This window comes from Acidobacteriota bacterium (genome assembly GCA_016700075.1).
Lineage (GTDB): Bacteria > Acidobacteriota > Blastocatellia > Pyrinomonadales > Pyrinomonadaceae > OLB17.
Genome location: CP065000.1, coordinates 1,628,630 through 1,655,143 on the forward strand (window position 1 = coordinate 1,628,630; position 26,514 = coordinate 1,655,143).

Below are 26,514 nucleotides of genomic sequence, written 5' to 3' on the forward strand. Positions count from 1 at the left end.
GAAATGAAACATTTAGCATTTGGCCTGATCCTGGTTTTTGCGGTCACACTTACCGCGTTCTTGTCATCATCAACATCATCGAGTGCTCAGATCAACAACCCGAGTGTGCTGAACCCGGCGATGGGCAATGAAGCGATGATGAAGCGGATCCAGGATCTGGAAAAGAAGGTCGATCAATTGCAAAAAGAAATGGCGGGGGCAAAGCTCGTGGTCTCAGGCCTCGATAAGAACCTCACCAGCTTGAAATCGGCTCACGAGACGCACACTCATCGGATGTCGGCATCCCTTTCAAATTGGACAACGATCGAGCAGGCAAATAAATCAGGTCAAGGGCCGCTGATCCCCGTACTGTATAAGAATCAGTATGAGTCGCAACAAGGACCTAAAGGGATATACACGACTGCACCTGTGCCGGCAACAAAATAGATTTAGACTTATAAACTCATGTTACTAGACCCAGGATTTGACCTAACACTTCGCCCGATGAAGTATCCGGACTTTTACGAGATGTACCGGAACGCCATCAAGAACACTTGGACCGTCGAAGAGGTGGATTTTTCGACCGACGTGATGGACCTCAAGAATAAGATGTCGGCGTCGGAGCGGCATCTGATCAATCGGCTTGTAGCTTTCTTTGCGACCGGCGATTCGATCGTGGCCAACAACCTTGTGCTCAATCTTTATAAGCACATCAACGCACCGGAAGCCCGTATGTATCTGTCGCGGCAGCTTTATGAAGAGGCCCTGCACGTGCAGTTTTACCTGACGCTGCTCGATACGTATATTCCCGATCACAACGAGCGTGCGGCGGCTTTTGCGGCGGTCGAGAACATTCCGTCGATCAAGACAAAGGCCGATTTTTGCCTGAAATGGATCGATTCGATCAACGAACTTGACCAACTGAATACGGTCGAGGACCGTCGGCGTTTCGTTCTAAATCTGATCTGCTTTGCGGCTTGCATCGAGGGGCTGTTCTTTTTCGCGGCGTTTGCCTACGTATATTTCCTGCGGTCAAAGGGTTTGCTGCACGGCCTCGCCGCAGGCACGAATTGGGTCTTTCGCGACGAATCGGCACACATGAGCTTTGCTTTTGAGGTCGTGAAAAAGGTCCGCGAAGAGGAACCGGCACTGTTCGACGATCAGCTGAAGGTCGATATAGTCACGATGATCAACGAGGCAGTTGATTGCGAGATGCAGTTTGCCGAGGACATTCTTTCGGGCGGCGTCGCGGGCCTGTCGGTCGCCGATATGCGGCAGTATCTCGAATTCATCGCCGATCAGCGGCTGATGATGCTCGGGCTGAACAAGGCCTTCGGTGCGAAGAACCCGTTCTCGTTCATGGACCTGCAAGATGTACAAGAACTGGCCAATTTCTTCGAACGCCGCGTCTCGGCATATCAGGTCGCCGTCGCCGGCGAGGTCAGCTTCGGCGAAGCGTTCTAGATATAGTAGGAGCGATGACCGTGCATACTAAATATTGAGGTGAAATTGACATGAAGTTCCTTTGAGAGTAAAGTATAAAGAGCCGTTCGATTCGAACGGCATTTTAAACTAGCCGTTTCCGCCTTATGGGCGGAAAACTGAAAGGAGACAACTATGAATAGGTTCGCAGAAGCGTTTAGAAGGGCACGACTAAATAGCGGCCTAACTTTTAGGGAGATTGCCGCCACGATAGAGAAGTCAATTGGATATGTTTCAGATATCGATAGCGGGCGTAAGAATCCGCCGGAACGAACGGTGGTTGAGAAAATTGAGAAATTGCTCGGCGTCACCGATGGCCACCTTGCAAATCTAGCCGATGAAGTCCGGATGAATATTCCGAAAAGTTTGAAAGTTTGGGTCGATGGTGAGCCACGACTCGGAGAGTTCCTGAAAATGAGTCAGATTCTACTTCGCGAGGATGATGGATTTACGAGCGTCTTAGACAAGTATGTTGAAGAAATGCGCACGAAGATTCTCGAAAGCGGACTAGATGCTCGTGAAGCAGACTAGATGTTCTTCAATCTCTTAGATCCGCGGCATTACCGATATTCAGGACAGGGGGTTATGAATGAATAAACCAACAATGAAGGCAAATGGCCTCAGCAGGCTTCGCATTGAAAAGTTTGCGTCGACCACATTAAAAGACTTTTGTCCTGAGGCCTTAGATAGGCTGCTCGCTCTCGATATTGAGCGATTTTACGAGACCTATCTGCCCAAGCGGTTTGGAATCTCGACTGGCTATCAACGTTTGGCACATGGCATTCACGGATATACGAATCCGTCACGGTTAGAGTCGGCAGTTTCGACGGAGTTGATTGAAGCACATGACCGATCAACCTTACGCTTTGGTCGGTCTACAATTGGTCACGAAGCTGGGCACTGTGTGTTGCATGCCCATCAATTCAAAAAGAAGAACGAGATTGAGAATTTTACTCATGACGGAACGCACGCTCCAGAACAACGTCTATTTCGTCGTGATGAGATTAAGGCGTTCGAATGCCCTGAGTGGCAGGCATGGGAATTCTGTAAGTCACTATTTCTTCCCAAGCAGGTTATTGAAGCCGAGGTCGAGCGTGGAGCTACCGTTCGATCAATATCGGAGATCGTAAATCTTAATCCAGCATTTGTAGAGGTGCGGTTACGCAATCTTCGATTGTTGGATAAAGTGAGAGCCTTCTAAATAGCTTACCAGGGCGCATCAGAAGGCTCTCTACAGGTCCCATTTCGCGAGGAAACGGGGACATTGGTTGTTCGACAATTGCTTACAATGTAAGCAATGCCCACGTCGTGTAGCCGATAAGTTTCCTCTTAACCTAGGCCACTGGTCCAATGAGGAAACGTATGACAACTCAAAAAGATGAATTCGAGATAATTTTCGTTGCCAGCTACTGGAATAAACGCGCTAGACGGCGTATTTATGCTCGTAGCTATGGCAAGAAAGCTATTCCGATTCGTGTTCGCAAGAAGCCGAAGAAATAATTTCTTCGATGTTTGGGGATAATCCAAGTGCTTCTCGGCGAGTCGGAAGCTCCGAAATTTCTACTTTTGGTAAACGACGTATCTAGACAATCCGTAATCTATCACAAGTTCCCCGTAAATCAAACCAGACTCGAATAGGAGTTGATAGCTATGGCTGTTAATTTTTCGTATTTTCGTCAACATGCGACGAAGCATCAGTGGTGTAATTTGGCAGTTTTCGTAGTAACAAGAGTTCAGCAAAGAAGTAGATCGCCGTATAGGCTTCTGTCGGACTTTGCGTCATTCTTGGAACGCGAAAACATGAAAGTTGACTACGCGCTGCTCGTTGTTTCGGATGGCGGTAGGAAGAGTTTGTACGGGGATAATCGTCTCGTTGATCTAGTATCGAACGTAGGTATTCCCCGACCAACTCATACTCTTGCCGTCTAGTTCAAGGCCGGACGGTCGTGGGAAGCCGTCCGAGTATTCAACCACGTTTATTATGGTACGTAAGAATGAGACCACTTCGAAGAAGGTGGCAACTATCGCAAGTTCGCTGCTGCGAACCAAATCAACGCCCGCAAGGATTAAGTCAGTTGCGGCATCAGCACTAACCCAGCGACCAAATAAATCAGGTGGCGGTCGTAGAAAGCGTCGATAGCACTCGACGTAATATGCACGAAAAGACGCGAATAGGATATTATTTTCTATTCGCGTTTTTTCGCGCTATTCGCGGGCAATAATCTTATGAACGGACAGATCACGGAATTCATCAAGCATCACTATCGGCATTTTAACGCGGCGGCGCTCATCGACGCGGCGGAAGGGTACAAACAGCATCTCGACGGCGGCGGCAAGATGATGATCACGCTCGCCGGGGCGATGTCGACGGCGGAGCTGGGCCTGAGCCTCGCCGAGATGATCCGACAGGATAAGGTGCAGATCATTTCCTGCACGGGGGCGAATCTTGAGGAAGACCTGTTCAACCTCGTCGCTCATGATTTCTACGAGCGCGTTCCGAATTACCGCGACCTTACGGCCGAGGACGAGCAGGCGTTGCTCGACCGTCACATGAATCGCGTTACCGATACCTGCATTCCCGAACACGAAGCGATGCGGCGGCTGGAGAAAGCGATGGTCGAGGTCTGGACGCGAGCTGAGGCCGAGGGACTGCGTTATTTCCCGCACGAATTTATGTATCAGGTTCTGCGAAACGGCTCGCTCGAGGAGTATTACCAGATCGACGTGAAAGACTCGTGGATGTACGCCGCGATGGAGAAGAACCTGCCGATGGTCGTGCCCGGTTGGGAAGATTCGACGATGGGCAATATGTTTGCGGGCCACGTCATCACAGGCGACATTGAAAATGTTCACACCGTCCGCACCGGTATCGAATACATGACGATGCTCGCCGATTGGTACACGAACAACGCAGCCGATGATTCCACGATCGGTTTCTTTCAGATCGGCGGCGGCATCGCGGGCGATTTCCCGATCTGCGTCGTCCCGATGCTCCATCAGGACCTGCAACGCGACGGCGTCCCCGTCTGGGGCTACTTCTGCCAGATCAGCGATTCGACAACAAGCTACGGCTCCTACTCCGGCGCCGTCCCTAACGAAAAAATAACCTGGGGCAAACTCGAAGCCTCAACCCCAAAATACATCGTCGAATCCGACGCCTCGATCGTCGCACCGTTGATGTTTGCTTATGTATTGGGCTGGTAATTATCTATGCAGATCTAACAATTGGTGTTAGATTTGCATAGATGAAAGTGCGGCGGACACAAACCGAAAGCCCTACTTTAATTCATTGGCAAAGGAATAGTTATGTTGACAACGATAAAAGCAGAAATTGACGTAGGCGGAAACGTGCGGCTTCTGGAGCCGGTAGAGGTCACGAAGACCACCAAGGCCATCGTAACACTGCTCGACGAGAACGGGAACGGGGAGCGAACCGCAAAGAGCGTTTTGGATTTCCTTAGGTCTAACCGATTGCCCGACGATGCACGTCCCACCGCTGAGGAGATCGACGCGCAGATCGAGGAGGCTCGTGAATCGTGGGATTGACGGAGCCGAAGATCTATCTTGATTCGAGTGTCGCTATCTATCTTGTCGAAGAACATCGCGTCTTTGCTCCCGCAATTGAGTCCTCGCTCGAAAGCCGTCCGGATGCCTAGATATTTATTTCAGATCTGACCGTGATGGAATGCCTCGTCGGCCCCCTGCGAACCGGAAACCACCGGCTAGAAGATAAATTCAAGCGATGGTTTCACGGAATATCGGTTTTGCCCGTAACCAATATTGTGTTCACCGAAGCCGCCATTCTCCGTGCCAATAACCCCAATCTGAAAACACCGGACGCGATCCATCTTGCATCCGCCATACAAAACGGCTGCGATGAATTTTGGACAAACGACGAGCGGCTTTCGACATTGGGACTCAATATAATAAGAAACATCTCTTCAATTTGATCCGGTGTTAGACGCCTCGATCGTCGCACCGTTGATGGTTGCTTATATTTTGGGGTGGTAGATTTGGGCTCGATGTTATAATTTCCGCATGACCGTACAGACAATTCCGGATATTGAACAAATGACGCCGGCTCAGCAGATCGAGCTGATGGAAGCTCTCTGGAAAAGCATGACCGAGCGTAACGTCAACAGCGAACCGCCTGCGTGGCACCGAGATTATCTCGCAGATCGTGAGAACGCGGTGGCGAACGGAGAAGACGAGTTCATCAGCCTTGATGAGCTCGAGGCAGACCTCAAAGCCGAATTGAAATGACAATTCGGGTACTGCGTTCCGCACGCCGCACGATCGCTGAGGGCATCCGATTTTACGAAGCCCTCGGCGAAGGGCTTGGGGCATATTTCCTAAGCTCGATAATGGCCGACCTTCGCTCGCTCAACATCTATGCCGGGGTTCATCAAAAGTTCGACGGCGGTTATTACAGAATGATCTGCAAACGCTTTCCCTATTCGGTCTACTACAAAATGGAAGGCTCCAACGTCAATGTTTATGCCGTCCTCGATGACCGCCGCGACCCGGCTTGGACGGAAACGCGGTTGCAGGGCATCGTACTGAGTGAATAGTGCTTCTCAAAGCCTCGACCGCCGCCTCGGTGATGTTCGCGTATGTTTTGGGGTGGAAGTCATGTTTTGCAATCCACGCAAACAAAATGGGATCTCTTTGTAATTTCTAATCCAAAGCAATAATTAAAGAAATAGTCTTATGGAACAAACTCAATCGATCACGAAGGTAGTTGCTGACATCGATGCTGGCTATGTTTCATTGCCAGAATTTCAACGCGATTTTGTCTGGGAAATAACCAAGACTTACGATCTCTTCGACTCAATCGTCAAGGATATTTTCGTTGGAGCAATAATCTATGGGATTCCATCTTTTGAAATCGCCGTCCGAGAAATCGACACTAGACCCAAAGCACAGAAAGGTAAGAGGCGGCCGCGTCTCGAAATCAAGACAGTAACAAAGGAGCAGATTGCGGAACGGCAAAGACTGAATAAATCTGAATTTAGATTGTTGTTAGATGGACAGCAGCGAACCACCGCATTATATCGGGCAATCAAAGGCATCGACCCTGTTTGGTTTATTGCGAAGGATGAAGCGGTACTAGAAAAACCCTTTCTTGAATCTAGTTTAGAATCATTGTTGGCTGAGTTCGCGGGATCTGAGGACCCTCAACAGATGTCAATCCGCATTTCGGATGTATGGAGGATGGACCAGGAAGATCTAGACGAGGCTGAGATTCGGACTTACTTCGAAAACTCTCTGTATTACGCAAGCTTCAGTAAAGATGATGATTTTGATATTGCTGCAGAATTTAAGAAATATAGATATTTGAAGAAAAAACTGGTCGAACTCTTCAAACAAGAGAAATTGCTTTCATTTTATCTTTTGGATATGAGCCTCGAAAAGTTTGTCGTATTTTTTGAGCGAAGCAACACCCGCGGTGTACAACTTAACTTCATCGATATTTTGGCAGCCAAGCTCTACACCGGGAATTTTAACCTTAAGAAGAAGATCGAAGACTTTCGGGATACAAATCCCAACTATGATTTATCGCCCGAGACCATTGTTCGTGCAATTGCGTACATTACTAGCAAAGGCAAAGAGGTGGACCGTAACTATATTCTCTCACATCTAAAGGCGTCGGATTTCGAAGATTTGTGGGATCGGCTTACAACTTACTATCGGATCACCCTGGATTTTCTTTATGAAAATAGTTTTATTATTTCCCAGAGCTGGATGCCTTACGAGAATATGCTCATTCCGATGATGATTTTCCTCAATGAGTTGGGGGGTGATTATCACAGAATGACCCAAGAACAAAAGCAGTTTCTTACATATTGGTACCTGAACTCGATTTTTTCAATGAGGTATTCGGGTGCGTCAAATGAAAGGATAATCGAGGATTCAACAATTTTGACAAGTATTGCGAAAGGTAACAAGATTTCCTCAGCTTCATTTTTCAACAAGTTAGAGAAATCTCAGGTGACAGGCAAGGAAGATTTATATGGATTTGAGAAGAAGGGTAATGCTATCTACAAGGGAATTTTGAATCTGATCAATTTTCATGTAGGGGGGCTGATCAACTGGAACAACGATAGTAAGCTATCTCTTAATTCGGAGCTTGAAGATCATCACATTTTCCCGAAGGCGTACTTGGAAAAAGTCCATTCCGATAAACCAGGTGCTGATTTGATAGACTGCGTTGGAAACAGGACGCTGGTTCCAAAGAAGCTGAATATCAAGATTAGTTCACAATGCCCCTCAGAATATCTGAACAAGATCAAGGAAAGTAATACGGAATTCGAAAAGACATTAGAAAATCACCTTATAAGCAAGGATCTCTTGACAGGGGAACTCGACGACGAATATCAGTTTTTTCTCGATTTGCGGATCGAGGAGATTTTTAGGGTTTTGCAAAAGCACGTATTTGAGCCGTCGTCGGAAATCCGTATGCGGTTTTACGAGGAACCAAAAATTCAAGAAGCCGCCAATATCAAGGTGTTTGGAACTTACCATGGCCATCGGGTTGATGCTTCATTTAATCCCGCTAGCCACAAGATCTATTACAAGGAGAAGATATTCGATAGTCCAAGCCGAGCGGCCATTGCTGTCAAGACTGAGTTCGGTGCTCCTGCCGACAACACAGAAAATGGATGGACGTTTTGGAAATTCATCGATTCAAACGGAGAAGAGCGTAAAATTACTGAGTTTCGGGAACCTGCAGTTGATGCCGGAGCGACCCGCATGGATACCCAAGAGACTCGACGGTTCGTAGAGACTGTTCTAGAGCGAGAATTCGATTCGGAATTCGAGAAAGCGGTACGGTTCAGATTCATGTATGAATCGGTTACCGAGATGGTTTATTTTCAAAACTCGAATATGGATAAGGTGCTTTGGTATCGAATTGACGAAAAGGCGAGAATTGCTCTCTCTCGTTCCGATAAATCGAGTTTTATTGTTTTCACGTCCCCGAAGGAAGGAATAGCCTTTGTGATTCCCATGCCTGAACTATTGAAACGGATCGAGGGTATCGGATGGACAGATGCAGACATTGAGGTACACATTGAAAGAGACAAATCATATTGGCGCGAATTAGACTGGGATATTTCCGCTTACCGCCGGCAAATTTCTATTAATTCTGTTCCCGCTAACTAATTTGCACTAAGAGTTTTTCCTTCGGTTGCGATGAGCCCGATTAAACACTTCGACATCTTGATAATAGGTGCAGGGCTTTCGGGGATCGGGGCGGGGGCACGGGTGCGGATGGACCTGCCGGGGAAGCGGTTCGCGATACTTGAGGGGCGTGAACGAAGCGGCGGGACCTGGGATCTGTTTCGGTATCCGGGTGTGCGGTCGGATTCGGATATGTTCACGCTCGGATATCGATTTAAACCGTGGCGTGACGGTAAGGCGATAGCTGATGGGCCGGCGATATTGAATTACATACGCGAAACGGCACGAGAATACGACCTCGAAAAAGAGATCCGCTACGGCCACCGTGTCAGGCGTGCGGAGTGGGACTCGGTGGAGGCGAAGTGGACGGTCGAGGCGGAGGCACGACCGATCGGGAGTGTGCCCCTCGGCGGGGAAGATCTCCCGCAAAGCCGCAAAGCCGCAAAGGAAGAGCGAAGTGAGACTGAGAGACAGGGAGATGGGGAGACCGGGAGAGTTTGGTATTCGTGTAATTTCCTTTATCTGTGTACTGGGTATTACCGGTATGAAGAGGGCTACACGCCAGACTGGCCGGGGTTTGGCGATTACAAAGGCACGCTGGTGCATCCGCAGAAATGGCCCGAAGGTTTGGACTACGCAGGCAAGCGTGTGCTGGTGATCGGCAGCGGTGCGACGGCGGTGACTCTGGTTCCCGCGATGGCTGAGGATGCGGGGCATGTTACGATGCTGCAGCGTTCGCCGACGTATGTCGTGACGATGCCTTCGCAGGATCGGATCGCAAATGCGTTTCGCAAAATTCTGCCGGACAAGGCCGCATACACGCTGTCGCGTTGGAAGAACATATTGCGGCAGAGCTTTTTCTACACGCTCTCGCGGCGGCGGCCTGCTCTGATGAAGCGGCTCATCGCAAAGGGCATCAAGGCTGAGCTCGGCGAAGAGCATCTTGACGATTTCACGCCGCGATACGACCCGTGGGACCAGCGGCTGTGTATCGTGCCGGATTCGGACATGTTCAACTCTATCAGGTCGGGCAAAGCGTCGATCGTCACGGGCGAGATCGAGACGTTCACCGCTTCCGGCGTGCGGCTCAAGAACGGCGATGCGATCGATGCCGACATTGTCGTTACGGCAACGGGGCTGATATTAAAGTTGATGGACGGGCTCGAACTCATCGTGGATGGCGAGCCGGTCGTACACAGCGAAAAGGTCGCCTACAAAGGAATGATGTATAACGACGTGCCAAACGTGGCACAAGCTTTCGGCTACACGAACGCCTCGTGGACGCTCAAATGCGACCTCACCAGCGAATACGTCTGCCGGCTGATAAACTACATGGATGAGCATGGATATACGTACTGCGTCCCGCGGCTAAATGACCCTTCCGTCACTCGCGAACCGGCTCTAAATTTCAATTCCGGCTACGTCCTGCGTGCCCTCAACGAGATCCCGAGCCAGGGCTCAAAACACCCTTGGCGGCTGCATCAAAATTATTTCAAAGACCTGCGGATGCTGCGCTACGGACGGCTGGAAGATGATACGATGGAGTTTCATTAGGCTGAGATGACGATCAAGAAAGACAGCGTTGCGGTGATAACCGGTGCGGGCTCTGGCATCGGACGGGCGCTTGCGGTTCGTATCGCAAAAGAAGGTGTCGCGGGCCTTGCCTTAGCCGACTTGAACGCCGAAGGCCTCGCCGAAACCGCGAAGCTGATCACCGGCCGTGCGAAGGTAACAACGCACGAGGTGGACGTCGCCGACCGCGATGCGATGCGGCAATTTGCTGACGAAGTCGTCCGCGAACATGGCCGCGTAACTCACCTTATCAACAACGCCGGCGTCGCTCTCGGCGGGACCGTGAGGGACGTTTCGCTGGACGAGATCGAGTGGCTGATGGGCGTGAATTTCTGGGGCGTCGTTCACGGAACGAAGTTTTTTCTGCCGCATCTCGAGAAGGAGGATTCAGCTCACATCGTAAATATCTCAAGCCTTTTCGGTATGGTCGCACCGCCTGGACAGGCCGCATATTGTGCAAGCAAATTTGCGGTACGCGGCTTTACCGAATCGCTGCGGCACGAGCTCGAAGGTACAAATATCGCCGTCTCGTCGGTACATCCCGGCGGTGTGAAAACGAACATCGTAAACAACGCTCGCATCGCCGCCGGCGTTTCGATCACCGAAGAAGAACTGGAAAAACAGCGAAAATTTCAGAATAAGCTGCTCTCCCGTACGACGCCCGAACGCGCTGCCGAGATCATCGTTACCGGCATGCTGTGGCGGGAGCCTCGGATCCTGGTCGGCCCGGACGCCGCCATCATCAGCCGGATCGCACGGATCTTTCCCAGAAGTTATTTCGCGGTGGTGAATTTCATGAGCGGCGGCAAGCTGAACGACGAGGTCTATCGAGCAAAACAAAGAGCCAAGACGACCGATCAGAATGTGAACGAATAAAGCAGCGAGAGGAAGTTGTTTCTGCGGCCCGTATTACCGAAAGCATACGCGACGATCAGATCCTGCTTTCCCATTTTGTAATTGAACCCCGCCGACGAATAACCGAGCTTGTTCACGCCGCTTGTCCAGTCTGCAACAAAGGCCAGCCTATCTTTGATCAACGGCTGTTCAAATCCTACAAGAGCTCCGGTCTTGTCCCCAAAATCACTGCCGCCGCCTGCGATGCGGTAGATGCCGCCGGTCAGACGTGCGTCTTTCGCCATCTGAACGAACGGCTTGCGTTTACGTAAAGCTTTGCGGCGGTCTTTTGGCTGCTGTCCTTGATCGGGACATAACCTATTGCTCCCAACGATACGCTGATGCCGAATTTATCCTGGTCAACCGGACGCCATTTTATATTCGGCTGGAATTCGCCCGTCCAACCACCTTCGGTACGCGTGGCGTAGGCATTCGCACCGATCTCCATATTTTTGGTCAGCCCGTAGCCGAATGTCGGTCCGGTGGAAATAAGGCCGCCGTTCCTGAACCGGCCGAAGTGCGAGTAGAGATCAGCCCCGATCACTACCTTTCCGCTCTCGATCGTGTCCGTCGAAGGAACAAAAACCACCGCCGATTGTGCCCAAGCCCCGCCGACGCCTAAAACACACAGTATCGCTGCTGCGACTAAGAACTTGGTCTTAGATGTCGTCATATCTTTCCCTTATTTGCCGAGCGGCGGTATAGGGCGGCGGTATAGGAGCAGTGCCCACCTTTATCGCTGACGTCCCGAACGAGTTGCCTTATTATATTCAATAAGCCATGACCACGGCGAACGCAGGCCATAATACTTGACAATCAATTGCTGAATTTCTAATCTTTAGGTTCGCTGCGATTTGCGGCGTGCCTTATTCCGCAGTAGCTCAATGGCAGAGCATTCGGCTGTTAACCGAAGGGTTGTAAGTTCGAGTCTTACCTGCGGAGCCAATCTTTAAAAGGGCGTTCGTTTTGCGAACGCCCTTTTGGTTTTATGCAAAAACTGCGTGAATTATGACCGGCTTGTCACAAAAAGCTATTGCGGCCGCGGACCCAGAGCCGGATTTGACGGGTTGATAGCTCGGAGTTTGTCTTCAGTCGCTTTACGGTTCGCCTCGTCGCCTGCCTCTTTGTAAGCGAGCATCAGATTCTGCAGTGCGATCTCGAGGTCAGGCTTCTGCGCGAGCGCCGCCTTGAACTCTTTGATGGCACGGTCGAGGTCGCGCGGTTCACGCAGGAAGAACGTCAGGCCGAGGTCGGTCCGCACGTTCAGATTCTTCGGGTCGATCTCGAGAGCCTTGACGTACCACTTTTCGGCCTCGGCAAACTGCTCGCCGTCAAAACGCGCGTTGCCCAGCTTGATCAGCGGCTCGGCATCTTTCGGCCTGAGCTTGACAGCCTGTTCGTAGAATTTCGCAGCATCGTCAAAACGCTGTATTTGATAGTAGAGGTCGGCAGCGGTCATCTGCGCCTCATAATTTTGCGGCTCGTTGCGTGCCTTATCGATAGATTCAGCGATCTGCGGCATCGCCGTGTCCGAGTTTCCGCCGGGGGCAAGCGGCGGATGGCCGGGCGGGAGAGTGGGGTCGGAACCGGGCGCAGCGGTATTTGCGGCCGCGGGCACCTGGCCGACATATGATCTGTTTACATTATTTGCGAACGTAAAACCGATGATCGAGCCTACGAGCAGGCCGATCACTCCGTACATTAGATTCTCTTTATTCATTTACTACTTGATCTCGATGCCGATAGATTCCAAAAAGCGGTTTGGCCGCTCTCCGCCGATGAGAGCGAAAACGAGATCGTTCTCTAGTATCTCAATTTCCCGCTTTGTCGGCACGTCCTCGAGTACGACTTCCCGCTCGCGCATCTCTTTTATGCCGACACCGAAACGCAGATCTAGCAGGCCGCGTTCGGCGCAACTGTAAAGCTGGAGCTTGTTGCCGAATTTGACGGTCGGTGCCAGAAAATCGCGGACGAGGACGGTAACCTGATTCATATCCTCAGGGCGGCGAGGTGAAATGGCGTTGCCGTCGCGTACGCAGACCAGATCTACTGCGGCTTCGACCGCGACGTTGCCGCCGCCCACTACGACGATCTTTTTGCCGCGGAAGGCCATAGGCTCCGACAGGCCGTACTGCACTTTTTGAGTCTCGCGGCCGTCCAGCGTGACGGTCATCTTTTCCTCGTCCTTCAGACGCAGTTTGTTCGGCGCACCGCGAAGCCCGATCGCGATGATGACGCGGCGTGCGCGATATGTTTGCTGTGCTTTGTCGGCGGCGCGTTCGGTATTGATAACGAAACCGTCGCCTGAGTCCGCACGCGTGACCGACTTGCAGCTTTCGTATTCGTTGATCTTGACGCCGCGATCGGCAAGGCTGCCAAGCCAGATCGCAAGTATGTTCTCACGCTGGTCGCCGGGAATTTTCCGCTGAAGCTGATCGACGACGTCGGCGCGAAATTCTGACGCAAGTGCCTCGCCCGCCGGCTCGAGATGCTGACGACTGACGGCGGCCCAATCACCGGAGCCTTTTGACCGCAGAAATGCGGCAACGCGGCGTTTCATCTCCTTGGCCGCTTTCTCGCGCAGCAGCGGCGACAGCTCACCGCGAAGCTGCTGCGGTATTCGCCCGATCAGTTTGTCGTGCACTGCCGACGCATTTTGCCGGATCAACGCATCGACCGCCGGACCCGCGGCCTCGATAACGGGCGAATCGTCGTCGGCCGCGTCGCCGCCGTATTTCGCTTTTGCAAGTCCAAGCCCGACCGCAGGTATGCCGCCGTCCCAGTCCTTCGTGTCGGGTTTGAAAAAGATATATTTGCCCTTTGGATACAGGTCGATGGTCGAAAGTATATTGTTCTGTTCGATACCGACGTATCGCAGACCGGCGTCGTGTGCAGCCGCTGCGGCAGAGGCTCCGCCGGGGCCGATGCCGATTATTGCGACATCGTATTCCGTCTGCGGATCGGGCGGCGCAGCGGCGAGTTCTTCGCGGATGCGTGCGATGACCTCGGCGCCCTCTTTAACGGCGTTCTTGATCAGCGGCACGCCGGAAACGTCGCCGATTATGTAGCAGCCCGGAACGTTCGTTTCAAAAGAAGCTCCGTTTCGCGTCGGCGTCGGCAGCGAACGCACCTCTTTGGCCGTGTTGATGACGATGCATGCCTTTGGATTTACGGGACACTCCGCCTGACATGCCGTATCCTCCATACACAGGTCGGGAGCGACCGCCGAAGCTCTGCCGTCAACTATCGCCAGCACATCGTGCGGACAGGCGTCAACGCATGCCTGACAGCCGATGCATCGGTCCGGGAAAATGATCGGATGCGGATAACTCGGGCCGCGGTATTTATCCAGGCCAAGCTCGCGAAGCTCGTTCTCATCAAGTGTGCGGATCTTCGGAGCCGAGGCATCCATGATGTCGCGTCGGCGAAAGAACGTGGCCGCACGTGCCGCGTCGCCCGCGACCGCAACAAATCCCAATACGCCGACGAACGCGAGAATACTAAGCCAGCCTACGAGCGACAGCCCGCCATACGTTGCCGCATCCGCCGGGACGAACATCCTGTTCAACGCGACCAAGAATGCCGCGATCGCTACGCAGAAAATGATATGCAGCAGCTTCATTGTTCGGGTTCAGGTTCGGGCGTCGGTGACGGTTTCGGTTCCAATGTTTCGGGTGCCAGGATGCGTGCGACCGCTTTGCGGCGGCGTTCGAGAGCCTCGTCGGTCAGAAACTCCTGCCATCGTCGGCCGCTGTAAGGATGCTGTACGTGGCACGAGATGCAATTGCTGGTGTTCACGCCGAAACGTGTGTCGCGCGTCGGATCGCCTTCACGCGTTGTGTGGCAAGCAGCGCATGTCTGACGCGGTGTTTCGCGGTCGATCGGATCAAAAGTATTGTGACAAGTCGAGCACGAAACAAGGCCGCGTTTGTCACCTTTCAGCCCGGCGGGCACCTCGAGCCGGGCGACGTGTATCGTGTGAAAATAGCGGCTCAGCTTAGCCTGTTCATCCTTGTCGCCGGTCGCGGGCCGCAGCAGTTCAGGTATCGCGTCGGCGACCTCGCGATAAACGCCCTGCCAGATCCATTGCCCGTTCTGTGTCGGATAGCCGTAGGTGCCGCCGTGCGGTGTACCGACGGACTTGCCGTTGTAGGTCTGCTTGTTCGCATCGTTGTGGCATTCGGCGCACATGCGGATCGCCGTTATGTTTGACCGAAACTCAGGACCATGATGCTCCTTGTGGCAGACGGTACAGGTGATACCGGCATCTTCGTGTGCCTTTGTATTCGTCGGATGGAATTGGCTCGCCTGATGACAAGCGATACACGAATTTTCCATCGGCTCGTTCGGGCTGTGGCACGTCGTGCAGGAGTTGGAGTTCGCCATATTTGCGATCTCTGAGCCCTCGATCGGCTGTGCGTGCGGATTCGCAAGCGGTTTCGGTGCGTATGCCTGCGGATACTTCAAAAAAGCGTAAACGCCCGCCGCACCCAGTACGAGTGTCGCCCAGACAAAAACGCCCATACGCCACGAACGCCGAAGGTCGCGTGTCGGACGCCAATTGTACATCGCCTTGCCGGGCACAGGCTTTTCGGCGGGCCGCAGACGAGTTCCCCATTCTTCTTTTTCGCGATTCCGCTTTTCCCAAAAGACTTTCAGTACGTCGCCCGAAACGGACTCAGGCTTTTTGGCAGCCGCCTTTTCGCCCGCGACATCGGCACCCGTAACGGCTCGGTTGACGGTCAGCGTGGCGATGCCGCTGTCGATCGTGACCGCAATGGTGAAAGGCCCGATCTGGATAGTATCACCGCCCGCAAGTATGTCGTCGGCCTGCGGCGGCAGCAGGCGGCCGTTCAGCGTTATGATGTTCGACGTGGAAAGATTGGCGACGATGAACTTCTTGTCCTGCAGTGTTATGCCGGCGTGGATACGCGAAACGGTGCTGTGGTCGAGCGTTATCTCGCAGCTGTCGAGGCGGCCGATGCGGACGGAATTTTGCGCGTAAGCGACCGCTTCGCCCGTGTTGGCAAAGACTATCCTGAAGTTTTCACGCGTTTCTGCCATACGCTAACGGACGTTGAAATACACCGCCTGAACAATATGTATCACCAGAAGGACCAGCATTATCGCTGTAAAAAGAACATGCGGGGCGACCCATATCTTCAGCATTTTATGCAGATACAAAAGAGCGTCAACCCGACGAAGTGTCGCCGCATTTTCAACCGCTTCCATAAGACGAGCGTCATCGGAACGGCTCATTTCGGCGGCGGCGGAACGAAATTCCTCGCGGGCGTCGGCCAGCATTCCGCGGAGGTCCTGTTTGCTGAAATATTGTTTCAACAAATAACCGAGACCTAGGAAACGGCGGCGGACCTTCTGTTCAATAAGTGCTTTGAGCGTCGTGTTCTCGGTCTCTTCCGCACGGGCGAATAGTTCTGCCCGCAGTTCGTTACGCCGCGTAACGAGGTCTTCCATCAGCAGCGGCTCGGGCTCGATCCGCGTCATCAGACGCGGAACAAAAACGAAGCAGAACGCACCAAAGATACCCGACAAGATCACCAGATCGAACGAGATCATCAGCGTCGTCGTCACAAGCCCGCCCGAACTCGTCCCGCCGTGAATCAGCAGAACTACGCCCGCCAGAACGCCGATATAAATGTGCGATAGCATCCAATACCGCAAAGCACCGGCTCGGCGTCGATAGACCTGCTTTCGAGCAGCATACGCCATCACCCAAACAATACCGGCGAGGCCCGCGATGCCTGTTATCCAGCGCATCGTCACCCAGCCTCCCGGAAAAAGAGCGGTGTCTTGCGTGTATTGCCAGGTCGCCAGAAACGCACCAACGCCGCCCGCGATGACGATGAGCGTTCCGACAATGTGCCAGATCGTCGCCCAAAGATCGAATTTGTGAATGTTGACGCCGTAAGCCTGGTTCTCGCCGCGTCGTATCAAGCCGATGGTACCTTTGACCTCGTCGAAATACTCGCGCGGATCAACGCGAACGAGAGCTCCCGTCGGGCAATTTTCCTCACAGGAATATGCGGGCGTCTTTGCTCCGGGCGGATTAAGGCCGGTGCCCTCGCATAGATTGCATTTGACCGCGACCAGGTCTTCGGTCTGCGTTACGGGTTCGGGCATCGGTGCCTGTTTCAATGAAAACCACGAGAAAATGCCGCCGCTGCCATTCGTTTCGCCTTTGCGCGGGATCATCGAAATGGCGTTGTAGGGGCATTGCGTGGCGCAGTCGCCGCAGCCGATGCAGGTTTTCGGTTCGATATCGATCTGGCCGTCGGGCAGCCGGGCGATGGCTCCGGTCGGGCAGCCTGTTAGGCATTCCGGGTCCTGACAGTGCATACAGACGGTAGGAACGAGTACACTCTGCATCGCGCGGCCGTTCTCTTTTAAAGGCCGCTCGATATGAATACCGCGTCGCGTCAGCCGCGTCGTTCCGTGAACCTTGTGACAGGCTAGCGAGCAGTTGCCGCACCGGACGCATTTCGCCATGTCCATCACCATCAGATTGACGCCGTCAACGACGCCCGTCTCGATCTCGCGAGTGGCGGCGGCCAGAACCCGATTGTCCTCGGGATGTTTCGGTATTACAGGCTTTCCTTCGACGGCCCCGCGAAGCAGCGGTACGATTGCGGCGGCCATCTCCTTATCGTCCTGCAGGCGGCTGACGGCAAGTTCGACGACCTCGGCACGGCCCCAAACGGTCGCCGTGTATTTCCAATCACCCGTCCCGTCGAGGGCCTCGCTTCCCATCGTTGTGCCGGAACCCAAGAAATCCAGCCCAACGGAATCGTCAGTATCCAACAGCAATTCCGCCGCACGCGGATTGAATTCGACGCCGTTCACACGCTGTATCCAACCGCTGCGGACGAAGAAAATTCGATTTATCGGGTCGCCCTCCTTAAAAAGGACCTGGTCTTTTTCGTAGACGGCGAAACGAGCGGCGTCGCCAATCCTCTTAAGAATGTCAGGCGTGGCGGACGGGCCGAGGAACTCTTTCAGGTCATTGATAGAAAGCGTCAAACCGTAGTTACGGTAGTTGCGGTCAAGAGCTTTGCCGAATTTCGGCAGCTTACGCAGAAGGCGTATCGCGGGGCGTGTGAATTCGAGAACGAGTGCCGGCACGCTGCCATCAGACACTGAAACGCTTGCCGTTCGCGGTGTGCCCGAAAGCAGTGCCATCTCGCCGAAGGAATTCCCCGCGGCGATCTCGCCGACCTTACGCATTCCACCGCCGGCATCGGGAATAGATGCGTCGAGGCGGCCTTCGACCAGAATGTAGAAGATACTGCTTTCCCAAGTATTGGCCTTTACTATTATTTCGCCGGGCTGAAACTCGAGGAGCCGGCAGTAGGGGCCGACCTTTTTGCCGCGATAGCTGCGGCCGAACAGAATGATATCCATGTCGAGCTCGTTCCTGAACTCACCATTCGGTAGCTGCTCGACAAGCTCGGACACGATCTCTACGTTGCGAAACGCATCGATCAACTGCTCGTGATTTTCTATTTCACGCGGCATCTTAAGACGCGGTGCCTCCGGCATCGCAGGTCTTCAAATTGTGTTAACTACCTGGCAGTAAAAATGTAAAACCCAATTCCCGCAGCGACGATCAATGCCGCAAAAAGAAATATCAGTACCAGGCCGGCGACCATGATCCAGATCCATTTATTCGAGCCCGTCGCCGGCTGTTTGGCCTGCGTATTCGGATGAGTCGCAGGCGGCGGTGCGGCCGGTTTCAGTTCGACAGGCGACGGTGCGGCGGGCTTTAGCTCGACCGGTGCTGCGGCTGCAGGGGCGACAGGTGCGGCCACCTCGACCTTTTTGGGCACTGCCTCGGCCTCAGGTTTGGCCGGGCTCTTTTTGATATTCAGCCCCATGTCCGACAGCATTTGGTTATACATCGTCTGGCCCATTTGGACCGTGCTGTCGTGGCTTTCAAATTCGCTCGCCTTTTCCCGGGCCTTTTCTTCTACAAAGGCGTTGCCGCAGCCCGGACAGAACGCCTTGGCCGCATCGACGGTTTCACCGCAGTTTTCGCATTGCCGAGTTTCCATTAAGGTCAGTTTTTCAAATGGCAGATCAGGCAATCCTTGCTGGTAGCAAACCCTTTGGTCTTTTTGACCTCGGGCCGGAGTTTCGCTGCTTCATCATGACAAGTATTGCAGTTGATATGATATGCAAGCTCGTTGTTCAGGTCCTTGGTCACCTTTTTGCCGCCCTCTGTATAATCGGCGGTCGGCATCTCCTTGTCATCAGGAACGGCTCCGTCCTGAAAATGGCAGTCGCGGCAGCCGGTCACCTTCTGATCCGACTTTTGAAAGGTCTCCCACGTCAGGATCTCATTTCGCTCAGAAGTGACGAGCGGCGGTTTCAATGCCGATTTCGGCTGATCGGTGTGATGGCACTCGACGCAGGCGATCTGTGATTTACCGTCCGGGCTGTAAAGCCCGAATGCGTGAGTATCATGATCAAATGCCACATCGCCGTATTCAGACAGGCTATCCTTGCTGAGAGTATAAGATTTGGGGATCTTCTTTGTTCCGGGCGGCGGTGTCGGTGTTGCGAGGACTGACGCCGCGATAGCGTCCCAGGCTCCCGACGGAGAAGCACTGCCGGCGACAAAGATGACGGCGGTCGCTGCGAAAACAAGTACTACTGAGATCTTGGCAAAGTGTTTCATATGGATTCCCTATTAAACTCCGATAAGCGGAACAATGTCAACGAATTGGCATATCGGGTTAACTGTCCGGTCAGATGAAGCATGACGGGATTTCGTTTCCCGCCGAACTTCCCGCCTCAGGGTGAACCCGGAAGCATATTGAAGCCCGAACCCGAATGGCATCGCGTACAGGTCGTCATACTTATCGGATCGTCGCCGAAAGCACGTTTGCCGTTGTGACACGAAACGCAGTTATTGCCCGCGGCGACATTGTGCTGTTTCGCAACGATGTTCGTTACCTGACGGCCTTGCGGAGCTCCAGCACGCACGGAATGGCACTCATTGCAGCTGACGCCTTGACGCGGGCCGTGATCGGCGTGGCTGAAGGCCGACCTAAAAACATAACGCGACTGCAGAGTACGGCTGTACGGTGCAAGTTCGTGACAGACCGAACAGGAACTGATCTCGCTTTCCGCCGTGTGACACGCATAGCAGGTCGTGTGAGCCTGAAAGCCGACAGGGATCGATTTTCCCGGGCCCTGCGGCAGATGGCACGCAACACACCCTTCTTTCGGGCGGCCGTCGCCGCGGTCATGTGCTGCGTGGTCAAACTTCATATTCCAGCCTTCATTGAACTTATTCGGAAAGTCCTTCATTCCCGGGTCTGTCCCGCTCAGGTCACTGTGGCAAATTGCACAGATGACCGGATCATTCGCCGCAAACTGGCCAAAATGGCAGCCGACGCATGAATCGTGCGCGGCGAATTCCATATCGAGCTTTGCTCCCTCACGCCGGTGACACGACGCGCATTCGAATTCCTTATGTTCCGGGATCTTGTGATCGAACTCCTTGAACGTCTTGTCTGAGACCTTTACGGCTGCCGGTTCGGGGATCTCAGACGATGTCAGCGGGACGGGCGTGCGAGCTGCCTGCTGAAGACAGCTCACGGCGAAAAACCCCGCCGCCGCGAGGATCACCGCTTTCACAAAATTCGATGCGCCGTTGGTTGTCGTCATCACCTCTTTTCGTGGCTCGGCGGCAGCGGGAATCGCCCGACCGCGGTCGAATGGCAATAGACGCACTGGAACGGCGCTTGGTTATTTGTCAGACTGTCCGCACGCTTACCCATTTCTTCCAAGATCTTGTCGTTATGGCACTGCACGCACGTGATGAACGGAACATCGGCGTCTTTCATGGTCTTTAGATCGGCGTTTTGCGAGATGCGTACGTGGCATGTCATGCAGTCGCGCGTGCTGTGTTCTTTTTGCAGATGATCGAATTTGATCGAGTAGCGTTTGAAAACGACACCGGTCTTCGGCGTCGATGCCGTCAGGCCGTGACATCCGGCGCAATCTGTCGCGGTCGGCTTAGGACCCTGATAATGACAGGTGAAGCATGCCGCGTGTCCGGTCGGCATATCTTTGAAAAAGCCGGCTTTCGGCTCGAACGTCTCGGCTGCCGCATTTGCGAGTGGTTTCAGCGAGCCCGAAACCCGCACCGCATGCCTAGGGGTTTTCGAAACCGTCTCATGGCAGATCGCGCAATTATTGAAGGTCGGTTTTGGATCGTCGATTCTAAAAGGCGAAAAAGACGCCATCACGAAATGAGCGACCGCATATGGGCGTTCGACACGCGGCGGAGCAAGCTCCGCGATCACGTCCTGATGAACGTTGTGCGGAAAAATGGTCGAAAAGTCCGAATTACGGGTCGGGTGCGGGAACGGAAACCTCGCCTTTCCACGCGGGCCGACCGTCGAATGGCAAACGCCGCAGAACGCGGGCTGATTGCCGCGGAAAAAGTCCTGACGGTGGCACGAAACGCATGATGCGTGGCCGGGATAGTCCTGAACGTCAGGAAAACCGCTTGTCGAAGCCCAGTTGGGCGTCGGTATCTTGTGACACGCCGAGCAGTTCAGTTTTTTGTGCTGTGCAGTACTGTGTGAAAAGCGTCCGCGGTTCTGAGCATCGACATCGAAGGCCCAAAGACCCGCGAACAAGGCGGCTAGCAGTGTGAGCAATGCGATGTTCAGCAAACGTCTCATTTCGCTGCGCAGCTTCCCTCCTTGCATTGCGGGACGTCTCGGACGATCACTTCGCACCGTCGGACGGGCTTGTCGCCTTCGGGTACCTGAAGCACAAGATTGGTCCGCTTCGCAGAATTGACGTCCGCCTCGCATATCCAGATGTAGCTCTTGTCCTTAATGACAATCGGCAGGATGTTAGAGATAAGATACGTCTCATTCTTTGCACCTGCGGCGATCGGCAGATCGATAAAAGTAGCACGCACGGAAACGCTGTCGGTCATGCTGGACTGCAGCGGTTTTTGATCTCCCAGAACTCTTGCGAGGTCCGCCTTGTGCGAGCGGTAGAATCCGTCACGCAGTTCAGGAGCAAGGTTCGTTGTCAGCCATCTGCGGGCGACAGCAGGCCGGTTGCCGTATTGACGGAGGCTTTTCGTGTAAGCTGCCTGAAACTCCGGGACCTTTGCCACGTCGGTTTCAGTGATCTCGCGGCAGTAGGGCGATTCGCAATCCTCAGCACGCAGCCATTCGATATATTCGCTGCTCGCCTTCAGCCCGCAATAAAAACAATCGCGGGTAGTGCTCTGGGAATTCTTGATGCGTTCGACAAGGTCCTTGTTGGCGGCCAGGCCGCCTTTGAACAGATAGAAGCGTTTGCGGACGATCTTTTCCTGAGCTTTTCCGATCCGGACGCGGCCCGTGACGTCCAAAGCACCGGTTTCCTGCGCGGAAACGCTGCCGGGCAAAACCGGCAGCAATAGCAGGAATATAAGGACAAAGACCCCTCGCATCAGTGAATTTCCGGGAGAGTTTATAGATAAGGCCGCGGCGGGAACTTTAGAAACGGAAGTCTCGTTCCGCGGACAAAAACATTGTCTGAGCGTATCGCCTGCGGCGGGGCGAAATTCTGTCCTCCGCCGGCCGCTATCAGGTCGTCCTGTTCGATGCCGTCGCCGCTGACGCCGATACCGCCGACAAGTGTACTGCCGCGATAGAGCGGTATGCCGCCCGCGAATATCTGCAGGCCGTTTCGCACCTCAGGAATGGTGGAACACGGACACGGCGGCAGCCCTCTGCGTTTCGTCCTGGCGGCCGTCCCGCACACCATCGGCGGATTTGTAAGAGCCGGCAAGATCAGATCAAGCTGCAGCCCGACATTGAACGGACTCCAGTCTGCAAGCTGTGTGCTGAGCGGCCCCGCAGGCGTGCCGTTTATGCCGTCCGGAAATAATGGGCGGTGAATATAGCCGACCGCGCGGTCGGAAAATGCCGTGGTGCCGTTTAGCGGCAAGCCATCAGCCGCGGCACGCGTTACATACGAGCCCATTCCTGCGGCCGTGAGTTTCGCTCCCGCGTCGCTGCGGGCAAAGAACATAGAAGTACGTGCCTTTTGCACGGAAACATCAAGGCCGAATTTCGGTGCGTCGAGCTGTTGAAATAAGCCAAGCACTGCTCCGTTGACATCGACGACCGCGATGCTCACGCGGGCGTTGCTGCCGATCGGCCAGCGAATGCCGGCACGCGTGCGGTTGGCAGTATCTGCGGCGAGGCCGAGTATTTGGTTTACCTCAGCAAGTGAAAGCTGCGAACCCGCAACCGTCGGGAACCGCGAACTGTACTGGCCGCTGACGCCGTTTAGCACGCCGGGCACAAAATCGCTGGCAGGCGCCGCCGTGATCGCCGAGGTCACCGCACCCGGAAGGCTGCCGAAAGGAATGGTCGCGACGACGCTCGGATTTGTGATATTTGCAAAGGTCAGGCGAATTCCCTCGACCAAAATGTTATCGCCGCGGATATCGACCGGCGATTCGAATCCTCTTGATCCCGAGACCGCGATCTCCTCTTCGAACGAGTAGTCATTGTCGTACGGGTTTCGGTCGATGGTATAGAGCCCGTCGCCCTCGACGCCGACGCCGCCCACCGCAACTCCGCTCTTATAAAGAGGAATGCCGCCCGGATCACCCGAAAGCCCCAACGGCATCCCGGCGATCGCGACATCCGAACACGGCAGCGATGAGAACTGCACGCCGTACAGCGGCCCGCCCGGACGATTATCGATGGTCGGCGGAAAATGTTCCTGAACAATGAACGATGCTGTTCGAGTAGTGAAGGCGTTGCCGCCGGAAGACAGCAGTCCTGCCGTTCCCGCCTTAGAGTGCGATGCAGCAGCAGATGGAACGAGCAGATCTTCGAGTCCCTGTCCGGCGCGGCCGACGCTGCGAATTCGCGTCATCGACGGCGCTCCGGTCATTGTAAAGGTGCCCAGAAGATTGCCTTCATTGTCGGTCACCGAGACGGTGACGTTTCGGTTCAGGGACGCAGCTTTAGAGACCGCCTGCGCGATGACCGTCTGTACATCAGAGACTGTTAGGCTTTGAGACGCGGCCGGAATGCCGAGGATCAGCATTGTCATGAAGCCGGCAAAAAACCTTACCGTTTTCACCAAATTGTTGTCCTTCATGATGCGTAGAAGTATTACCCCAACCTTAATTTTAGTCAAGCCTTTATATATTTAATTTGTATTAAAAATCAAAGTGTGCTAAAAGCAGTGTCAGAAATCTCGACATCGACCGCGGCTATTCCGTGGCCCTCCACTCTTATGGATCTGGGTTCTGCAGGACGCACCATATTTTCCGCCGCCATTGTTCTCTGCCTGGCGGTACTGATCAGCGGACAGTCAGCCAGCGGCCGCCTTAGCGGCACCGTCAGCGACGCCGAAGGCAAAGCCCTCGCCGGCGTGACGGTCGTCATAGTAAATCAGGTGACATCGGAAAGGACGACCCGCGTCACTCGCGCCGACGGCAATTATTCTGTCCGTCTGCGTGCCGGCGCCTACAGGATCAGTGTCGCAGCACCGTACGAGGCAAGGTTCGATCAAGGCAAAGCGGCGGAATACGGGACCTTCGCACAGTTCATTTGCGACGAGACGAAACGCAAATGCCCTGTACTTGAGAACATCATCATCGACGGCAGCGAGCGGAAGCTGGACTTTTCCGTCGTCGATCCGAGCAAAGAGGTCCCCGAAGGTGCCGATAAGCCCGAACCGAAGCCCATTACACGACGCGAGGTCCGCGACCGCTGGAGCATCGCCTATCCGGAATACGAACGCTACGGGTCTGAAGGCAATCGCGGCCGCGACATTCCGTTTCGAAAGGGCAAGTGGTACAACCCGTACGACCAAAGCAAGATAAAAGGCGACATTCCCGTCATCGGCGATGACTATTTCATGGTCCTTTCGGCCGTCAGCAAGACCGGTGTCGAGATACGCCGCACACCGTCCGGCAATGCCGTGAGCTCGGCAAATCCGAACAGCAACAATTTCTTCGGCCGCCCTGAAAGCCTTTCGGTCAATCAGGTCGTCCAGGTCTCTTTCGAATTTTTCAAGGGGCAGACCGTATTTCGGCCGCGATCGTGGGCGGTCAAGATATCGCCGACATTCAGCATTCCGAATTATTTGAACGCACGCGAGAACGGCATCGTCAATGTGGATCCGCGGCGAGGCACTAACCGCACCGATACGCATGTTTCGCTGGAGGAAGCTTTCGTCGAGGTCAAGCTTTTCGATACGAACAAGAACTTCGATTTCGTGTCGGTAAGGGCCGGCATCCAGCCTTTCGTTGCTGATTTTAGGGGCTTTTTGTATTCGGACAACAACCTCGGATTACGCGTTTTCGGGGGATGGGACAACAACAAGGTCAATTTCAACGCGACGTGGTTTCACCAGCTCGAAAAGGACACGAACAGTAATCTGAACGCCTTTCAGTTCCGCAATCAGAATGTGGTCATCGGCAATGTCTTTCGTCAGGATTTCATCAAGAAAGGCTACACGATCCAGGCGCTTGCCGCCTATAACGATGACCGCGGACGCACGCATTACGATACGAACGGATTCATTGTACGTCCGGCTCTCATAGGCATTCCTCGTCTGCACAAGGTGCAGGCAGGCTATGTCGGTTTCAGCGGGGACGGGCACCTTGGCATTTTGAATCTGACGCACTCATATTTTTATGCTTTCGGACGCGACACCTTCAATCAGATCGCGGCAAAACGGACGACCATCGGCGCGCATATGGCCGCGGCTGAATTCTCGATAGACAAGAATTGGTTCCGGCCGAAAGTGTCAGCCTTTTTTGCTTCAGGCGACAGCGACCCGCGGGACGACAAAGCCACAGGCTTTGATGCCATTTTCGATGATCCTAATTTTGCCGGCGGACAGTTCTCGTATTGGAGCCGCCAGGGCATTCGTCTGCTGTCGACGGACGTCGCGCTTGTTTCGCCGAACAGCCTGCTCCCGAGCCTTCGATCCAGCAAAACTGAAGGCCAGGCGAACTTTGTAAATCCGGGCATTTTCATATTGAACGCCGGTGTCGATGCCGAGGTCACGCAGACCGTAAAGGCAGTTTTCAACGCGAATTATTTGAGATTTCATCGAACGGAAGTTCTGCAGTATTTGCTATTCGATCCGCGGATACGCAAGGACATCGGCGTCGATCTGAGTCTCGGCGTGGTTTACCGTCCGTTTCTGATAAACAACGTCACTATGACGTTCGGCGGCAGTATGCTGCTGCCGGGCAAGGGCTTTCGCGATGTTTTTACGGACCGCACGCGAAACTGCCCGATACCAAGTTTTTGCCAGGGCGTCGTGCCCGATCCGTCCAAACCGCAATACTCGCTTTTCAGCGAAGTGAAACTGATATTTTGATCCGCTAAA

25 protein-coding genes and 1 tRNA gene are annotated in these 26,514 nt (G+C 53.8%); 14 read left to right on the plus strand and 12 right to left on the minus strand.

Annotation, left to right across the window (positions count from 1 at the left end; genetic code table 11):
• Positions 1-3: 3 nt before the first annotated feature.
• The 12 genes from IPM50_07285 to IPM50_07340 all read left to right on the plus strand — a co-directional run bounded on the left by IPM50_07285 (position 4) and on the right by IPM50_07340 (position 11,091).
• Positions 4-426 (plus strand): hypothetical protein, encoded by a 423-nt coding sequence (locus IPM50_07285; GenBank protein ID QQS34359.1) that lies wholly within the window; start codon positions 4-6, stop codon positions 424-426.
• A gap of 18 nt (positions 427-444) precedes the next feature.
• Entirely contained in the window at positions 445-1,443 is a 999-nt protein-coding gene (locus IPM50_07290) for a ribonucleotide-diphosphate reductase subunit beta (protein QQS34360.1), read from the plus strand.
• 153 nt (positions 1,444-1,596) lie between these two features.
• Positions 1,597-1,992 (plus strand): helix-turn-helix domain-containing protein, encoded by a 396-nt coding sequence (locus IPM50_07295; protein ID QQS34361.1) that lies wholly within the window; start codon positions 1,597-1,599, stop codon positions 1,990-1,992.
• Between the two features lie 58 nt (positions 1,993-2,050).
• Positions 2,051-2,662: a hypothetical protein gene (locus tag IPM50_07300; protein ID QQS34362.1), complete on the plus strand. Its 612-nt coding sequence runs from the start codon at positions 2,051-2,053 to the stop codon at positions 2,660-2,662.
• A gap of 1,025 nt (positions 2,663-3,687) precedes the next feature.
• Positions 3,688-4,665, plus strand: coding sequence for a deoxyhypusine synthase family protein (locus IPM50_07305; protein QQS34363.1), 978 nt, complete (start codon positions 3,688-3,690; stop codon positions 4,663-4,665).
• A 102-nt stretch (positions 4,666-4,767) separates the two neighbouring features.
• Positions 4,768-5,007, plus strand: a complete 240-nt coding sequence (locus IPM50_07310) for a hypothetical protein (GenBank protein ID QQS34364.1) — start codon at positions 4,768-4,770, stop codon at positions 5,005-5,007.
• A gap of 131 nt (positions 5,008-5,138) precedes the next feature.
• A complete protein-coding gene (locus IPM50_07315) occupies positions 5,139-5,411 on the plus strand; it encodes a type II toxin-antitoxin system VapC family toxin (GenBank protein ID QQS34365.1) in 273 nt (90 codons plus the stop codon).
• A gap of 88 nt (positions 5,412-5,499) precedes the next feature.
• The gene (locus IPM50_07320; GenBank protein ID QQS34366.1) at positions 5,500-5,724 is read left to right on the plus strand and encodes an addiction module protein; all 225 of its coding nucleotides are present in this window, start codon (positions 5,500-5,502) and stop codon (positions 5,722-5,724) included.
• On the plus strand, positions 5,721-6,032 hold the full coding sequence (locus tag IPM50_07325; protein ID QQS34367.1) for a type II toxin-antitoxin system RelE/ParE family toxin: 312 nt from the start codon (positions 5,721-5,723) through the stop codon (positions 6,030-6,032). The genes IPM50_07320 and IPM50_07325 overlap by 4 nt, the downstream gene beginning before the upstream one ends.
• A gap of 139 nt (positions 6,033-6,171) precedes the next feature.
• On the plus strand, positions 6,172-8,625 hold the full coding sequence (locus IPM50_07330; protein ID QQS34368.1) for a DUF262 domain-containing protein: 2,454 nt from the start codon (positions 6,172-6,174) through the stop codon (positions 8,623-8,625).
• A gap of 30 nt (positions 8,626-8,655) precedes the next feature.
• Positions 8,656-10,197, plus strand: coding sequence for an NAD(P)/FAD-dependent oxidoreductase (locus tag IPM50_07335; protein ID QQS34369.1), 1,542 nt, complete (start codon positions 8,656-8,658; stop codon positions 10,195-10,197).
• Positions 10,198-10,203: 6 nt separating this feature from the next.
• A complete protein-coding gene (locus IPM50_07340; GenBank protein QQS34370.1) occupies positions 10,204-11,091 on the plus strand; it encodes an SDR family oxidoreductase in 888 nt (295 codons plus the stop codon).
• On the opposite strand, the gene IPM50_07345 is transcribed toward IPM50_07340, so the two are convergent.
• Positions 11,073-11,354: a hypothetical protein gene (locus IPM50_07345; GenBank protein ID QQS34371.1), complete on the minus strand. Its 282-nt coding sequence runs from the start codon at positions 11,352-11,354 to the stop codon at positions 11,073-11,075. The two genes, IPM50_07340 and IPM50_07345, sit on opposite strands and share 19 nt — an antisense overlap.
• Positions 11,333-11,782 (minus strand): hypothetical protein, encoded by a 450-nt coding sequence (locus tag IPM50_07350; GenBank protein ID QQS34372.1) that lies wholly within the window; start codon positions 11,780-11,782, stop codon positions 11,333-11,335. The genes IPM50_07345 and IPM50_07350 overlap by 22 nt, the downstream gene beginning before the upstream one ends.
• Before the next feature lie 197 nt (positions 11,783-11,979).
• Between IPM50_07350 and IPM50_07355 the strand changes: the two genes are divergently transcribed.
• Positions 11,980-12,054: transfer RNA gene (locus tag IPM50_07355), tRNA-Asn, on the plus strand.
• 85 nt (positions 12,055-12,139) lie between these two features.
• On the opposite strand, the gene IPM50_07360 is transcribed toward IPM50_07355, so the two are convergent.
• The 10 genes from IPM50_07360 to IPM50_07405 all read right to left on the minus strand — a co-directional run bounded on the left by IPM50_07360 (position 12,140) and on the right by IPM50_07405 (position 24,264).
• Complete coding sequence (locus IPM50_07360; GenBank protein ID QQS34373.1) at positions 12,140-12,829, minus strand: tetratricopeptide repeat protein; 690 nt, start codon at positions 12,827-12,829, stop codon at positions 12,140-12,142.
• Positions 12,830-12,832: 3 nt separating this feature from the next.
• A complete protein-coding gene (locus IPM50_07365) occupies positions 12,833-14,731 on the minus strand; it encodes an NAD(P)-binding domain-containing protein (GenBank protein ID QQS34374.1) in 1,899 nt (632 codons plus the stop codon).
• Positions 14,728-16,173, minus strand: coding sequence for an FHA domain-containing protein (locus tag IPM50_07370; protein QQS34375.1), 1,446 nt, complete (start codon positions 16,171-16,173; stop codon positions 14,728-14,730). The genes IPM50_07365 and IPM50_07370 overlap by 4 nt, the downstream gene beginning before the upstream one ends.
• Before the next feature lie 3 nt (positions 16,174-16,176).
• Positions 16,177-18,666, minus strand: coding sequence for a cyclic nucleotide-binding domain-containing protein (locus IPM50_07375; protein ID QQS34376.1), 2,490 nt, complete (start codon positions 18,664-18,666; stop codon positions 16,177-16,179).
• 23 nt (positions 18,667-18,689) lie between these two features.
• Positions 18,690-19,178, minus strand: coding sequence for a hypothetical protein (locus IPM50_07380; GenBank protein QQS34377.1), 489 nt, complete (start codon positions 19,176-19,178; stop codon positions 18,690-18,692).
• A gap of 5 nt (positions 19,179-19,183) precedes the next feature.
• On the minus strand, positions 19,184-19,804 hold the full coding sequence (locus IPM50_07385) for a cytochrome c3 family protein (protein ID QQS34378.1): 621 nt from the start codon (positions 19,802-19,804) through the stop codon (positions 19,184-19,186).
• 116 nt (positions 19,805-19,920) lie between these two features.
• Positions 19,921-20,799: a hypothetical protein gene (locus IPM50_07390; GenBank protein QQS34379.1), complete on the minus strand. Its 879-nt coding sequence runs from the start codon at positions 20,797-20,799 to the stop codon at positions 19,921-19,923.
• Positions 20,799-21,824 (minus strand): hypothetical protein, encoded by a 1,026-nt coding sequence (locus tag IPM50_07395; protein ID QQS34380.1) that lies wholly within the window; start codon positions 21,822-21,824, stop codon positions 20,799-20,801. Before IPM50_07395 ends, IPM50_07390 begins: the two co-directional genes overlap by 1 nt.
• Entirely contained in the window at positions 21,821-22,594 is a 774-nt protein-coding gene (locus IPM50_07400) for a hypothetical protein (GenBank protein QQS34381.1), read from the minus strand. The genes IPM50_07395 and IPM50_07400 overlap by 4 nt, the downstream gene beginning before the upstream one ends.
• A gap of 20 nt (positions 22,595-22,614) precedes the next feature.
• Positions 22,615-24,264: a heme-binding protein gene (locus tag IPM50_07405; GenBank protein ID QQS34382.1), complete on the minus strand. Its 1,650-nt coding sequence runs from the start codon at positions 24,262-24,264 to the stop codon at positions 22,615-22,617.
• Between the two features lie 138 nt (positions 24,265-24,402).
• On the opposite strand from IPM50_07405, the gene IPM50_07410 reads away from it, so the two are divergent.
• Positions 24,403-26,505 (plus strand): carboxypeptidase regulatory-like domain-containing protein, encoded by a 2,103-nt coding sequence (locus tag IPM50_07410; GenBank protein ID QQS34383.1) that lies wholly within the window; start codon positions 24,403-24,405, stop codon positions 26,503-26,505.
• Positions 26,506-26,514 lie beyond the last annotated feature (9 nt).

What these genes read in the sequence shown, in the direction of transcription:
- IPM50_07305 (QQS34363.1), top strand. Translation starts at nt 3,688, where the DNA reads ATGAACGGACAGATCACGGAATTCATCAAGCATCACTATCGGCATTTT.
- IPM50_07320 (QQS34366.1), top strand. Translation starts at nt 5,500, where the DNA reads ATGACCGTACAGACAATTCCGGATATTGAACAAATGACGCCGGCTCAG.
- IPM50_07405 (QQS34382.1), bottom strand. Translation starts at nt 24,264, where the DNA reads ATGAAGGACAACAATTTGGTGAAAACGGTAAGGTTTTTTGCCGGCTTC.
- IPM50_07400 (QQS34381.1), bottom strand. Translation starts at nt 22,594, where the DNA reads ATGCGAGGGGTCTTTGTCCTTATATTCCTGCTATTGCTGCCGGTTTTG.
- IPM50_07395 (QQS34380.1), bottom strand. Translation starts at nt 21,824, where the DNA reads ATGAGACGTTTGCTGAACATCGCATTGCTCACACTGCTAGCCGCCTTG.
- IPM50_07295 (QQS34361.1), top strand. Translation starts at nt 1,597, where the DNA reads ATGAATAGGTTCGCAGAAGCGTTTAGAAGGGCACGACTAAATAGCGGC.
- IPM50_07290 (QQS34360.1), top strand. Translation starts at nt 445, where the DNA reads ATGTTACTAGACCCAGGATTTGACCTAACACTTCGCCCGATGAAGTAT.
- IPM50_07330 (QQS34368.1), top strand. Translation starts at nt 6,172, where the DNA reads ATGGAACAAACTCAATCGATCACGAAGGTAGTTGCTGACATCGATGCT.
- IPM50_07325 (QQS34367.1), top strand. Translation starts at nt 5,721, where the DNA reads ATGACAATTCGGGTACTGCGTTCCGCACGCCGCACGATCGCTGAGGGC.
- IPM50_07360 (QQS34373.1), bottom strand. Translation starts at nt 12,829, where the DNA reads ATGAATAAAGAGAATCTAATGTACGGAGTGATCGGCCTGCTCGTAGGC.
- IPM50_07410 (QQS34383.1), top strand. Translation starts at nt 24,403, where the DNA reads ATGGATCTGGGTTCTGCAGGACGCACCATATTTTCCGCCGCCATTGTT.
- IPM50_07385 (QQS34378.1), bottom strand. Translation starts at nt 19,804, where the DNA reads ATGAAACACTTTGCCAAGATCTCAGTAGTACTTGTTTTCGCAGCGACC.
- IPM50_07375 (QQS34376.1), bottom strand. Translation starts at nt 18,666, where the DNA reads ATGCCGGAGGCACCGCGTCTTAAGATGCCGCGTGAAATAGAAAATCAC.
- IPM50_07340 (QQS34370.1), top strand. Translation starts at nt 10,204, where the DNA reads ATGACGATCAAGAAAGACAGCGTTGCGGTGATAACCGGTGCGGGCTCT.
- IPM50_07285 (QQS34359.1), top strand. Translation starts at nt 4, where the DNA reads ATGAAACATTTAGCATTTGGCCTGATCCTGGTTTTTGCGGTCACACTT.
- IPM50_07390 (QQS34379.1), bottom strand. Translation starts at nt 20,799, where the DNA reads ATGACGACAACCAACGGCGCATCGAATTTTGTGAAAGCGGTGATCCTC.
- IPM50_07310 (QQS34364.1), top strand. Translation starts at nt 4,768, where the DNA reads ATGTTGACAACGATAAAAGCAGAAATTGACGTAGGCGGAAACGTGCGG.
- IPM50_07370 (QQS34375.1), bottom strand. Translation starts at nt 16,173, where the DNA reads ATGGCAGAAACGCGTGAAAACTTCAGGATAGTCTTTGCCAACACGGGC.
- IPM50_07345 (QQS34371.1), bottom strand. Translation starts at nt 11,354, where the DNA reads ATGGCGAAAGACGCACGTCTGACCGGCGGCATCTACCGCATCGCAGGC.
- IPM50_07380 (QQS34377.1), bottom strand. Translation starts at nt 19,178, where the DNA reads ATGGAAACTCGGCAATGCGAAAACTGCGGTGAAACCGTCGATGCGGCC.
- IPM50_07365 (QQS34374.1), bottom strand. Translation starts at nt 14,731, where the DNA reads ATGAAGCTGCTGCATATCATTTTCTGCGTAGCGATCGCGGCATTCTTG.
- IPM50_07300 (QQS34362.1), top strand. Translation starts at nt 2,051, where the DNA reads ATGAATAAACCAACAATGAAGGCAAATGGCCTCAGCAGGCTTCGCATT.
- IPM50_07350 (QQS34372.1), bottom strand. Translation starts at nt 11,782, where the DNA reads ATGACGACATCTAAGACCAAGTTCTTAGTCGCAGCAGCGATACTGTGT.
- IPM50_07335 (QQS34369.1), top strand. Translation starts at nt 8,656, where the DNA reads ATGAGCCCGATTAAACACTTCGACATCTTGATAATAGGTGCAGGGCTT.